The organism is Bacillus timonensis, assembly GCF_000285535.1.
Lineage (GTDB): Bacteria > Bacillota > Bacilli > Bacillales > Bacillaceae_L > Ferdinandcohnia > Ferdinandcohnia timonensis.
This window is the reverse complement of record NZ_HE610986.1, coordinates 243,598-256,899: the sequence shown is the minus strand read 5'-3', so window position 1 is coordinate 256,899 and position 13,302 is coordinate 243,598. Positions and strand designations below refer to the sequence as shown.

Genomic DNA, 13,302 nt, shown 5'->3' with positions numbered 1-13,302 from the left:
TATGTCTGCTAATATCAGTAATCGTGCTAGACTATTCACATCACGAACTAAAGTTGTCCACATTATTCACACTACCCACAAAATACCATCGAATCTTTCTTGAAAAATTCTAGTCTTTTAAACAAGCACCCCTATATGCATAGTGTTTTATGTGTTATACTACGTTGGGAAATAATTTTATACATTATGGGTCTATACCCCTAATGAATGTATTTGATATAAGTGGAGGATCCCCGATGGAAAAACAAAACATAAATGATAGACAGCATGGTTCAAAGGTAATTCCGTTTATCCAGACGGGAGAATATTATTTTAAAAAAGGATTAAAGGCATATCGCCAACATGATATATATAAGTCCATTAAACATTTTAAACGAGCAATTCAGCTTGAGCCGAAAGAGCCAATGTTTTTATGCCAATTATCAGTTGCACTAACCGAAATAGGTGATTATGTCCTATCGAATCAATATCTCACAAAAATAATTGATGATCCGAATTTTGAAATGCCTGAGTGTTTTTATTTTATGGCGAATAATTATGCGCATTTGGGCTTGTTCCAAGAGGCTGGTAAACATGCCCAAACTTACTTAGAACGTGAACCGGATGGAGACTTTGCTGAGGATGCTGAGGATTTGCTTGATTTATTGCTTCTTGAAGAAGTAGACTTCGACGACTCTGCAAACCAACAGGACGAACTCATCGTAAAGCAAGAACAAGCGCGTGAATTTCTTGAAACAGGGAGATTGGATGAAGCAGTGACCCTTTTAAAGGAAATCATTCGTGAATATCCGGAATTTTGGTCTGCTTATAATAACTTAGCACTTGCCTATTTTTATTCTGGAGATGTGGAAAATGCATCGAAGATTCTTGATGAGGTTTTAAGTAAAAATCCTGGTAATCTTCATGCGCTCTGTAATTCTCTTGTGTTTTTATATTATCAACGAAAAAATCAACAAGTAAAAGAGTTAACAAAACGATTAGCGCTGATTCATCCAATTCTTTTTGAGCATCGCTATAAGTTAGGTGCAACATTTGGGTTAATTGGACGACATGATCTTGCATATAAATGGCTACGGAGTTTACAACGAAGCGGGTTTGAAGGAGATGAAACCTTCTACTATTGGCTTTCACATTCTGCTTATTTTACAGACCATCATGATGTTGCCGAGAATGCATGGAAGCGAGTGCTTGAGGAAAACCCTGCTAAAAAAGGTTCAGCTCCATGGGAATCTGACCGTACAAAACCAATTAGTGACGTACTTGATCGGTGGTTGACAGGCGATTTTATTGAAGAACGTTTATACGGCTTATTTTTAGCGAGTAAGACAAATTCTTCACTTGCCCGTAAGGATTTAAAGCATATTCAATTTCATGCGACACTTGAACAGGAATTTGCCAACTACGTACTATGTAAAAAGAAAAAAACAGAAAAAATTCCGTCCTATATTATCGATGGCTATAAAATCGCTGATACTTTATTTGCTAAAAATAAACATGATGATTCAGCAAATGAGGAACTCTATTTAACATGGTTAATGATTTACGACGAGGCGGTTAAGCGTCAGTTCAATGTCTCAAACTGGCACGCATGGGCTGCAGCGACGGAATATATTTGGCGCAATCATAGCTCAAAGACCGTCACTCAAAAACAAGTTGCAGAGAAATATAAAATTTCCAAAGCAACTGTCATGAAATATGTAAAATTTGTTAAAGACCTTCTACAATGAGCATATTAATAGCGGATTTTGTCAGGATTTTATAGGATAGGGGTAGGAGATACTAAACGATATATCAAATTTTACCCATTGAAATAAGGAGAGACGTGAAAATGACTGAAGAAAAAATTTATGATGTCATTATTATCGGCGCCGGTCCTGCAGGAATGACTGCTGCTGTGTATACATCTCGTGCAAATCTATCAACATTAATGCTTGAGCGCGGGATTCCAGGTGGCCAAATGGCAAACACAGAGGAAGTTGAAAACTACCCAGGCTTTGACCACATTTTAGGACCAGAATTATCTACAAAAATGTTTGAGCATGCGAAGAAATTCGGTGCAGAATATGCGTATGGCGATATTAAAGAAGTCATTAATGGTGAAGAATTCAAGACTATCGTTGCCGGAGGCAAGGAATATAAAGCTCGTGCTGTGATTATTGCAACGGGTGCAGAATACAAGAAAATTGGCGTACCTGGTGAACAAGAACTTGGTGGCCGTGGCGTTTCTTACTGTGCAGTATGTGACGGCGCATTCTTTAAAAACAAAGAGCTTGTTGTCGTAGGTGGAGGAGACTCAGCAGTAGAAGAGGGTGTGTACTTAACTCGTTTCGCTTCAAAAGTAACAATCATTCACCGACGCGATGAGTTACGTGCACAAAAGATTCTACAACAACGTGCATTTGATAACGAAAAAGTGGAGTTTATCTGGAATCACACTGTTAAAGAAATTCACGAAAAAGACGGCAAGGTTGGTAGCTTAACTCTTGTGAATACACAAACAGGTGAGGAAACAGAATTTGGTGCAGATGGCGTATTCGTATACGTTGGAATGCTTCCACTTTCAAAACCATTCCAAAACTTAGGTATTACGAATGAAAATGGCTATATTGAAACAAATGAAAATATGGAAACAAAAGTACCAGGCATTTTCGCTGCAGGTGACATTCGTGAAAAACAACTTCGTCAAATTGTCACAGCAACTGGCGACGGCAGCATCGCAGCCCAAGCAGCACAGCACTATGTCGAAGAACTTGCAGAAAAAATGAAAGCATAAAAACGAAAACACCTCCAAAACAGAGGTGTTTTTTTGATGAATATTAGTTTGCAACACGAGCCTTCACTTTGTTAATTGATTTTGATTTCGATTGTTGCTTCCAGAATAACGTTAAAACAATCCCTAAAGCTAGAACGACAGTAGCAAAATAGTAAGGATAATCAATATCTATATCAAATAATATCCCTCCAAGAATTGGCCCACTAATATTCGCCAAACTTGTAAACATGGAGTTCATCCCACCGACGAAACCTTGTTCGTCTCCTGCAATATTCGAAAGATACGTAGTCACAGCTGGACGGAATAAATCGAAACCTACAAAAACAATAAACGTTACAAGTAAAATATAGAAATACGAATGAACCACGGTCATTAAAAAGACTAGAACAGCCGATAATAGTAAGCTATACCGAATCAATTTAATTTCACCCCAAAGTTTTGTAAGCCTGTCGAACAAAATAACTTGTGACACTGCACCAAAAATCGCCCCACCTGTGATGACAATTGCAATATCGGATGGTGTAAACTTGAATTTCTGATCCACAAATAAACTAAAGAATGATTCAAAAGCTGCCAGACCAAACGAAGCAATAAAAATTAAAATAAATGCAACAAAATACTGGGGTTCAAGAATACGCTTGAATCCATTTTTACTTTCTGTGGTCTGTTCACTCGTTTCTGGTGTGCGCTCTGGCTCAGATATTAAAATAATAGTAAGGATTGCTGCTATTGTACCTAATGCACCTGCAAAGAAAAATGGGGTACGTGTTCCAAACTCCGCCAAGAATCCACCAATCCCTGGTCCAATGATAAATCCTGTACTAATTGCAGCTGACATATAACCGAGTGCTTTCGGACGAGTTTCTAAGTTTGTAATATCTGCAATATAAGCAGTAACACCTGGCATAATGAATGCCGCACTTACGCCACCTAAAATACGAGAAATAAATAATACTTCGAGATGTTTGCCAAGTCCAAATAATAATTCTGCTAGGCCGAAAATAAATAAACCAAGCACAATCATAATTTTTCTTCCCCATTTGTCCACAGCTTTCCCTGCAAATGGCGACACAATCAATTGGGCAATAGCAAAGGCCGCTGTTAAATAACCAACTGTTGTGCCGTTTATATCTAATTCATTCATCAACGTCGGAAAGACGGGAATGACAAGACCAATTCCCAAAAAGGCTATGAACAAATTCATTAATAATAATCCAAGGGTAAGTTTATTTGTCTTCATATTATCCATTCTCCTTAACACAATGAATTACCTGATACGAAATGGTAATGAATGTGATATCTTTACAACATTTATCCTAGTGTATATAGTAACTATATAGTCAAGGGTGGTGCTGTAAAAAATGAATGAAAAAAATGTTAAATACTTAACAACAGGAGAATTCGCGAAGCTTTGTAAAGTGAACAAACAGACCCTTTTTTATTACGATCAAATTGGTCTCCTATCTCCTGTCTTTAAAAATGAAAAAGGCTACCGATTTTACTCCATTAACCAAATAGAGCTTTTTTATGTGATTGATTTATTAAAGGATCTTGATATGTCGTTACATGATATTCAACAATACACTCAAAATAAATCTCCAGAAAGCTTTTTATCGTTAATGTATCAGAAAAAAGATGAGATTGTGAAAAAGCGACAGGAAATTGAAATGAAGGAAAAACTTATTGATACAAAAATAGCTTTAATGGAAGAGGCCACACAACTGGATTTTCTTCAAATTACGCTTGAACATTTTCCGGATGCCACGCTATATTTAAGCAGAAACATTGAGAATAGTACGGATGATGAATTTATGGAGGTCTTATCAGAATTTATTGGTGAATTGAGTGAATTACAGCTTGATACGGGATTTCCGATTGGTGGAATCACAAAGCGGGAGCACGTTTTAAAAGGAGAATACTCTAAATATAGTCACTTATACATAGAGCAACCACATCCAAAGGACGGATATCCATATTTCAGGGCAGTTAAGGGTGATTTTCTCATTGGATATCATATTGGCGAAGATAAAACGATCCATCATACCTATCAGAAACTCTTAGCTGAAATGGAGCGTTTAGAATTGACCTTAGGGGATTATGTTTTCGAAGAATATATTTATGATACAGTTGTAAAAAATCAAAAGGAACAGTACGTTACCAAAATTATGATGCAAGTAACTAAAAATAAATGACCCTTTAAAAGCTTGGGAAAATGGAACCCAAGCTTTGTTATTTATATAAAGGTAACAGTTAAAGGTTGAACTGGCAGTCTAATTGCTATTTCAACAAGAGCAAAAAAGGATAAAACAAATAAGCATCATCGATATAAACAACCATAATATACGCAGTGATAACGCCAATTCCTAATGCAAGTAAGCTTTGAGTTTTCGTACGAATCCATTTAAACGTGTACCCAATCGCAAGGGTTAAACAAATGACGACAATCCCCACAGTCAGTTGACCTACTGAAAAGCCTCCAACGAAACTAAACACATAGATGGAAATCGCAGCTACCCAATAATATCGATGGTCCCCCTTTATTGCAAAAATGACAGTTATAAAAAATAGAAATAAAGATAAAATGGCAATCAGTGAATAAACCATCCTAACTGCTCTCCTTTCTTAGCCAAGATCCTCTATGTCTAGTATATGTGAAAAATTACCACACTTCACTATTGTTACTACCAATTTATGCGATAACAGAAATATAAAAGCCTGGCCAATAATATATTGATATAAAAGGGTTGAAAAGGATACCATTCGATGAATTTCAGGTGATTCATATGTTCGTCGAATACTCAGAAAGGGAGATAATTGTGTCAAGGATTGATCTTTCAAAGTTTGAAAAGAGGATTGTGTTACGAAATATTAGGCATGAGGATATTGAGGAAATCATTGAGCTTTCTAAAATTTGTTTTCCAAATATGGAACCGTGGGAGCGGGATCAACTTGAAAGCCATCTATCCATTTTTCCAGAAGGACAATTTTGCGTTGAGTATGATGGGAAAATTATTGGTTCCTGCTCAAGTTTAATTGTCGATTTTGATGAATATGAAGATAAGCATACGTTTGACGAAATAAGTGATAATTCCTATATTCGCAACCATGACCCGGAAGGGAAAAATTTATATGGTATAGACGTGATGGTCCATCCTGAGTATCGGCGTATGAAAATTGGGCGTCGGCTTTATGAAGCCAGAAAAAAACTAACACAGGAATTAAATTTAGAAAGCATCATCATTGGTGGGCGAATCTCAAACTATCATAAATATGCAAATGAAATGTCTGCTAGAGAGTATGTGGAACAGGTTATTCAGCAAAATCTCTATGATCCAGCACTTACTTTTCAAATGATAAATGGCTTCGTGCTGAAGCGAGTCAATGCCAATTATCTAACCGACAAGGATTCCTTAGGCTATGCCACCTTAATGGAATGGAATAACCCTGATTACCTACCTAAGAAATCGAGACGAATTTACACTCGGGCGCTTCCTGTAAGAATCTCAGTCATTCAATATATGATGAAAAAAATTAATTCCTTTGAAGACTTTGCCACACAATGTGAATACTTCATTGATGCGAGTTCTAATTTCCGTTCTGATTTTGCAGTGTTCCCTGAAACGTTCACGATGCAACTATTGTCTTTTATCAACGAGCAAGTACCAAGTAAACAAATCAAAAAGGTCGCGGAGTATACAGAGGAGTATATTAATCTCTTTTCAAAGCTTGCAGTTACGTACAATATTAATATTGTTGGTGGCTCACATTTTGTGGAAGAGGATCATTGTATCTATAATGTTGCGTACCTATTTAGACGAGATGGAACGATTGATAAGCAATATAAACTCCATATTACCCCTGATGAGAGAAAATGGTGGGGAGTACAACCAGGTCACGGTGTACATGTGTTTGATACAGACTGTGGAAAAATCTCGATTCTCTTAAGCTACGATATCCAATTTCCAGAGTTGTCTCGGATTGCTGTTGATAAAGGTGCACAAATCATTTTTACACCATTTAGCGCGGAGGATCAGCAAGGCTACTTACGTGTGCGTTATTGTTCACAAGCTCGTGCTGTTGAAAATCAAGTGTATACCGTCATTGCAGGGACAGTCGGAAACCTGAGCCATGTTCCCCATATGGACGTCCAGTACGCACAATCAGGTATATTTTCACCATCTGATTTTACCTTTTCAAGCAATGGGATTGTTGGGGAATGCAACCCAAATATTGAAACAATTGTGGTTGGTGAGGTAGACCTTGAAAGCCTACGCCGTAACCGCAACATCGGTACAGAAACGCCACTAAAAGACCGCCGAACAGATTATTATCAAATCATAACTAAGAAACCGAAACATAGGTAAAAGAGTATTCCACTTTATAAAACTTATCCACATGTGGATAACGCTAGAAAAAAATCAACCGCCAATTCCAAAAGGAAAAGGCGGTCAGGGTGTAGACAAAGTCAATACTGACTTTGTCTACAGGAATTTTTAAGGATATCTAAATATTAATTCAATTTCCAGACTGTCTTGAAAACGCTTGTCAGACAAGGCGCGCAGATGAGCGAAGACGCGAATAGAAGTTGCCTTCATGAGCGGACGAGAGAGGCAAGCAACGCAGTATGCGAGCGTTTGTCAACAGTCTGACCGCCAATTCCAACAGGATAAGGCGGTTTTTGTCAGGTCATCACACACTCCGTTCAACTCTAAATATCGCATGATGCAACATTTCAATCATAAGCTCCATTTCCTCTTTGTTAATGCATAGTGGGGGGGCGAAGACAAGAGTATCCATCCCGTCAAAAACGACCGACCTACAGATTAACCCAATCTTAGCGGCCTCATTTACAATTCTTGGTGCCAGTGGTCCTTTTACATGCTGAGGTGTATTCATTTCAATAGCTCCCATTAGGCCTAATCCACGAACATGGCTGACGAGACTTGCCTCACCTTGAATCCATGAAAAGCCATCGAGCATTTTTGCTCCCATTTTGGCGGAATTCTCAATTAAGCCCTCATTTTCAATAATGTCTATATTCTTTAACGCCACTGCACATGCCATTGGATGGCCACTGTACGTATATCCGTGTAAAAGTGTACCAGATGACAATTCCTTTAGATCCTCAAAAATCGCTTCAGAAAGTACTACACCTCCTAATTGGGCATATCCGCTCGTTACCCCTTTTGCAAAACACATCATGTCAGGTGCAACTTCATAGTGATTAACTCCAAAATATTCGCCAGTCCGCCCAAATCCGGTAATTACTTCATCGGTAATCCATAAAATATTGTTTGCGTCACATATTTCCCGAACTTCTTTAAAATAACCATCTGGTGCAATATGAACACCGCCAGCACCTTGTACTGGTTCAGCAACAAACGCTGCAATTGTTTCAGGTCCCTCGGCTTCAATTGTCCTTCGTAAATCCTCAGCAGACAGATTATCTGTATAATAAAAATCCGGAGCCAAAGAGTTTGTGAAATCCCGGAATGGTTTTAGGCCAGTTGCGCTTGTTGACCCCATCGCAACACCATGATAAGACCTTTTCCGTGAGATAATTTTCTTTTTCTCTGGCATGCCGCGTAATATCCAATAATGCCGTGCTAATTTATATGCCGTGTCATTTGCTTCTGATCCACCTGACGTAAAAAAGGTTGTTGATAAACTTCCAGGTGTAATGTCCGCGAGTTTTGCCGCTAACCGAATCGCAGGTTCATTACTGAATGTTGCAAAGCAAGAACTAAACGCTAGCTTGTTCATTTGCTCCATTGCCGCATGTCCCAATTCCTTCCGACCGTGTCCGATATTGACATTCCATAAAGAGGACATGCCATCAAGCACGCGTTTTCCATTTACATCTTCCAGAAAAACACCTTCCCCTTTTGTAAAAATAAAGGCAGGTCCCAAATCCTGCTGTTGCTGAATCGGAGAGGTGGGATGTAGAAAATGTTTCTGATCAAGCTCCATCAGTTCCTGGCGAATCATCAATTTTTCATTCATACACATTCCTCCTTCGTTCATTAGCTAAAAAAAACAAATAAATGTTCTGGCGTTTATTTTGAATATATGCATAAAGTGCAAGCTTTTGAACTAGGAATCATGAAAATACTAGTCCCACCAGGCTATTGTAAACTCAAAACTTTAAAATCGTAATTTCGTTTTAACTCTCCTGTAACACGGGTGAAATATATTTTGAGTATGATAATAGTAGTAATTGACCCCCTTTTTATAAAATAGATTTTTTTGGGCACAGGTAACATCCACTGTGCCCCCTTTTTTTAGTCAGCCGAAAATGACGCATCGAATTTCTACGTTGGCTTGCTTCTCCGTTTCCTCACGTATTAACTACATACGCTCCGGTACTCAAAGCTGCGCCGCCTTGAAATTTCCACGCACAGGATGTGCTAGTGTCGACAATGCCACAGGACGTGGCGTTCTTGTCGAGGCGTCCTTTTCACCCTCCTCTTTGAATATTTTCTATAAAGCAAAAATCAACATGTAAATCTTGTTCGTTGTGACTACCTGTTAGAAATAGTATAATAATAACCATAAGATTGCTTACAAACGGTCTGCTTAAATGTGGATCGACTTGGGGTGAAAGATAGTGCAAAGAGTAACAAATTGCGTAGTACGCAAAGATAATAAAGTATTGCTTTTACAAAAGCCTCGGCGCGGATGGTGGGTTGCTCCTGGTGGAAAAATGGAACCGGGTGAATCTATTCGTGATTCTTGTATTCGTGAATACCGTGAGGAAACTGGATTATACTTAAAAAATCCAGATATCAAAGGAATTTTTACATTTATCATCAAAGAAGGTGACAAGGTAACCTCTGAATGGATGATGTTTTCGTTCTTGGCAAACGACTTTGAAGGGGAAAACGTCGATGAATCCGAAGAGGGAATCCTGAAGTGGCAGGATATTCAAGACATACCCAATTTGCCAATGGCCCCTGGTGATTATCATATTTTAGATTATGTACTTAAAGGTTCTGGGGTCATTTATGGAACATTTACATATACACCAGATTTTCAATTACTTTCATATCGATTGGATCCAAGCTAACTTAATTCTTCCGGGATTCAAGCACCGATTGAATAAAGGGAGTGCCTCAGATTTTTAGAGGGAAATTTTCGAGCATAGGGTCAAAGACTAAGTACGCCACTTCCTGTGGCAACGTCTTTGTGACCCACCTCGTGTGGGCCAAAAAAATCTGGGAGCAAATACGCCAAGGCGCAATTGATTTTAGGGAGGCAAAATAATGAGTGTTGGTTCAACAAGTGAAATACAATTAGTGATTATTACAGGAATGTCAGGTGCCGGAAAAACAGTGGCGATCCAAAGCTTTGAAGATTTAGGGTATTTTTGCGTGGATAACCTTCCTCCAACTTTGCTTCCGAAGTTTCTAGAGTTAATGAAGGAATCTGGCGGGAAAATGAATAAGGTTGCACTTGTCATGGACCTTCGAGGTCGTGAATTTTTTGATAGCTTATTTGCATCACTAGACGAACTCTCTGAAGTATCATGGATTGCACCGCAAATTCTTTTCCTTGATGCAAAGGATCCAACTCTTGTTACACGTTATAAAAAACAAGGCGTTCGCATCCGCTAGCTCCAACGGGTTCCCCACTAGAAGGAATTCAGGCTGAGCGGGAAATCCTTGATGAGCTAAAGGGAAGAGCACAATACATTTATGACACATCTGAATTGAAGCCAAGGGAATTACGCGAGAAAATTTTAAAACAATTTGCATCTGAATCAAGGCCAACCTTTACAGTTAACGTCATGTCGTTTGGATTTAAATATGGTATCCCTATCGACGCTGACCTTGTATTTGATGTGCGATTCCTACCAAATCCACATTATATTGAAGCAATGAGACCAAGGACCGGACTCGATGAGGATGTTTCAAGCTATGTTTTAAAATGGTCTGAAACACAGAAGTTTATTGAAAAGGTAACCGACCTACTTGCATTTATGCTTCCTCAATACAAACGGGAAGGGAAGAGTCAGCTTGTCATTGCAATTGGTTGTACAGGTGGTCAGCACCGTTCCGTTACACTTGCCGAATATATCGCAAATTATTTCAAAGGGGAATATCAAACCCATGTTTCTCACCGCGATATTGAGAGAAGAAAGGAAAGAAAGTAATGACCAAACCAAAACAGCCTAAGATTGTCATCATTGGTGGTGGAACTGGCCTTTCCGTCCTTTTAAGAGGGTTAAAATATCTTCCTGTTGATATTACCGCGATTGTAACGGTAGCGGATGACGGAGGATCTTCTGGTCGCCTTCGTGATGAGATGGATATTCCACCACCTGGTGATATTCGAAATGTTTTAGCTGCGTTATCTGATGTTGAACCTTTGATTGAGGATTTGTTCCAGCATCGTTTTGCTGGTGGGAATGGATTATCAGGTCATTCATTAGGAAACTTGATTCTTGCAGCGATGACAACAATAACCGGTGATTTTGTCCATGCAGTTAGTGAAATGAGCAAGGTTTTAAAAGTAAGAGGCAAGGTTCTTCCAGCAGCGAATAAAAGTGTGATACTACATGCTGAAATGGAAGATGGTACAGTTGTTTCAGGTGAATCGAAAATCCCATACTCGGGTAAAAAGATTAAACGTGTCTTTTTATCACCTGATGACATCGAACCACTAAACGAATCGATTGAAAACATTCAACAGGCTGATATGATTATCCTTGGTCCTGGTAGCCTATACACAAGTATTTTGCCGAACTTGCTCGTTCCTAAAATTGGTGACGAGGTAATTAAGGCGAAAGCTAAAAAGGTCTATATCTGCAATGTGATGACACAAGCAGGAGAAACCTTGAATTTCTCAGCAAGTGATCATGTGCAGGCCCTGTATGACCATATGGGTACAAAATTCATTGATACCATTCTTGTCAATAATGGTGAAATTCCTGAACATATTAAGGAAAAATATGCAAAAGAGCTAGCAAAGCCAGTTGTTTATGACACAGAAAGGCTTTCTGCTTTAGGTTTAACTATCATCCATGATAAAATCATCTCGTATGATAAAGACGTAATCAGACACGACACAACAAAAGTGGCAAGTCTTTTATATGAAATACTCGTTCAAACTAAACAGTGATTGTGTAATGATTTATTAAAAAGGAGGTGGAATTCTGTGTCATTTGCATCAGAGACAAAAAAAGAACTTACAAACCTAGAAATCAAAGATTGCTGTGCAAAAGCCGAGCTTTCTGCTTTGATTCGAATGAATGGCGCACTTTCCTTCTCCAACAAAAAAATAGTGGTTGATATCCAAACGGAAAATGCCGCCATTGCGAGAAGAATTTATATATTACTGAAAAAATGCTATAATGTTGGTGTTGAGCTCCTCGTTAGAAAAAAGATGAGACTTAAGAAGAACAACGTATACATTGTACGCCTTATTGAGGATGCAAAGGACATTTTGGAAGATTTGAAGATCTTCGAAGGTTTTTCCTTACGACAAGAAATATCTTCTGAATTAGTTGCGAAGAAATGCTGCAAACGCTCCTATTTACGTGGGGCTTTTTTAGCGGGAGGTTCCGTGAATAATCCTGAAACATCGTCATACCATCTTGAGATTTTTTCATTGTACAAAGAACATAATGACTCACTTTGTGAATTAATGAACGTTTTTGAACTCAATGCCAAAACATTGGAACGAAAAAAGGGGTTTATTACTTATTTAAAAGAAGCCGAAAAAATCACCGAATTCCTTAATGTTATTGGAGCCCATCAAGCATTGCTTCGGTTTGAGGATGTCCGCATTGTTCGTGACATGCGAAATTCAGTGAACCGTCTCGTAAATTGTGAAACAGCTAATTTGAATAAAACAATTGGTGCTTCGATTCGTCAGGTCGAGAATATCCGATACATTGATGAAACAGTTGGTCTTGGGATTTTGCCAGATAAATTAAGAGAAATTGCTGAACTTCGGATTGCCTACCAGGATGTCACACTTAAAGAACTCGGTGAAATGGTATCCTCTGGTCAAATCAGTAAGTCGGGCATAAACCACCGTCTACGAAAAATCGATGAAATTGCTGACAAGCTACGCGCTGGCCAATTCATCAAGTGAGCGATTTGCTCACCAGCTAGAAAATAAAGCGCTATCATTTTTGGGGTAAAATGAAACCTTTTCGGTTCAATTTACGTAAGAATAGGAAATTACTAAAAAAAATAAAGTCAACTTAAGAATGTACACAAATTTGAGGAGGAAGAAAAAATGGTTGAAAGACAGGTTGAGGTTGCATTAAGAACAGGATTACAAGCACGTCCTGCTGCAATGTTTGTCCAGGAAGCAAATAAATTTTCTGCGGACATATTTTTAGAAAAGGATGGCAAAAAGGTAAACGCAAAAAGTATCATGGGGTTAATGAGTTTAGCGGTTGGCTCTGGTTCCACGATTACATTGTTTGCGGAAGGAAACGATGAAGAAGCTGCAGTTGAGGCATTAACGGAATTTATTCAGAAAGAAGCATAAAAAATCCTCTCACGTTATAATGTGAG

At 38.5% G+C, this 13,302-nt stretch carries 11 protein-coding genes and 1 pseudogene; 9 read left to right on the top strand and 3 right to left on the bottom strand.

The window, feature by feature from the left end; genetic code table 11:
* Window positions 1-236 precede the first annotated feature (236 nt).
* The gene (locus BTHG_RS09780; protein WP_010676570.1) at window positions 237-1,727 is read left to right on the top strand and encodes a tetratricopeptide repeat protein; all 1,491 of its coding nucleotides are present in this window, start codon (window positions 237-239) and stop codon (window positions 1,725-1,727) included.
* 101 nt (window positions 1,728-1,828) lie between these two features.
* On the top strand, window positions 1,829-2,773 hold the full coding sequence (gene trxB, locus BTHG_RS09775) for a thioredoxin-disulfide reductase (RefSeq protein WP_010676569.1): 945 nt from the start codon (window positions 1,829-1,831) through the stop codon (window positions 2,771-2,773).
* 43 nt (window positions 2,774-2,816) lie between these two features.
* Here the strand turns inward: trxB and norA are convergent, their stop codons facing one another.
* Entirely contained in the window at window positions 2,817-4,013 is a 1,197-nt protein-coding gene (gene norA / locus BTHG_RS09770) for a multidrug efflux MFS transporter NorA (RefSeq protein ID WP_010676568.1), read from the bottom strand.
* A gap of 121 nt (window positions 4,014-4,134) precedes the next feature.
* Here norA and BTHG_RS09765 point away from each other — a divergent pair, with 121 nt between their 5' ends.
* Window positions 4,135-4,965, top strand: a complete 831-nt coding sequence (locus BTHG_RS09765) for a MerR family transcriptional regulator (protein ID WP_010676567.1) — start codon at window positions 4,135-4,137, stop codon at window positions 4,963-4,965.
* An 85-nt stretch (window positions 4,966-5,050) separates the two neighbouring features.
* Here the strand turns inward: BTHG_RS09765 and BTHG_RS09760 are convergent, their stop codons facing one another.
* A complete protein-coding gene (locus BTHG_RS09760) occupies window positions 5,051-5,377 on the bottom strand; it encodes a hypothetical protein (RefSeq protein ID WP_010676566.1) in 327 nt (108 codons plus the stop codon).
* A 212-nt stretch (window positions 5,378-5,589) separates the two neighbouring features.
* On the opposite strand from BTHG_RS09760, the gene BTHG_RS09755 reads away from it, so the two are divergent.
* Window positions 5,590-7,137 carry a bifunctional GNAT family N-acetyltransferase/carbon-nitrogen hydrolase family protein gene (locus BTHG_RS09755; protein WP_010676565.1) on the top strand — a complete coding sequence of 516 codons (1,548 nt, stop codon included), beginning with the start codon at window positions 5,590-5,592 and terminating at the stop codon, window positions 7,135-7,137.
* Between the two features lie 325 nt (window positions 7,138-7,462).
* Here BTHG_RS09755 and BTHG_RS09750 read toward each other — a convergent pair whose 3' ends face one another.
* Window positions 7,463-8,776, bottom strand: coding sequence for an aminotransferase family protein (locus tag BTHG_RS09750; RefSeq protein WP_010676564.1), 1,314 nt, complete (start codon window positions 8,774-8,776; stop codon window positions 7,463-7,465).
* Between the two features lie 604 nt (window positions 8,777-9,380).
* Between BTHG_RS09750 and BTHG_RS09740 the strand changes: the two genes are divergently transcribed.
* The 5 genes and pseudogenes from BTHG_RS09740 (at window position 9,381) to BTHG_RS09720 (ending at window position 13,276) form a co-directional block, all read left to right on the top strand.
* Window positions 9,381-9,839, top strand: a complete 459-nt coding sequence (locus tag BTHG_RS09740) for an NUDIX hydrolase (RefSeq protein WP_010676563.1) — start codon at window positions 9,381-9,383, stop codon at window positions 9,837-9,839.
* 196 nt (window positions 9,840-10,035) lie between these two features.
* Window positions 10,036-10,925 (top strand): annotated as a pseudogene (gene rapZ, locus BTHG_RS24635) (RNase adapter RapZ).
* Window positions 10,925-11,893 carry a gluconeogenesis factor YvcK family protein gene (locus BTHG_RS09730; protein WP_010676562.1) on the top strand — a complete coding sequence of 323 codons (969 nt, stop codon included), beginning with the start codon at window positions 10,925-10,927 and terminating at the stop codon, window positions 11,891-11,893. Before rapZ ends, BTHG_RS09730 begins: the two are co-directional and overlap by 1 nt.
* 36 nt (window positions 11,894-11,929) lie before the next feature.
* Window positions 11,930-12,871: a DNA-binding protein WhiA gene (whiA, locus tag BTHG_RS09725; protein WP_010676561.1), complete on the top strand. Its 942-nt coding sequence runs from the start codon at window positions 11,930-11,932 to the stop codon at window positions 12,869-12,871.
* Between the two features lie 147 nt (window positions 12,872-13,018).
* A complete protein-coding gene (locus BTHG_RS09720) occupies window positions 13,019-13,276 on the top strand; it encodes an HPr family phosphocarrier protein (protein WP_010676560.1) in 258 nt (85 codons plus the stop codon).
* Window positions 13,277-13,302 lie beyond the last annotated feature (26 nt).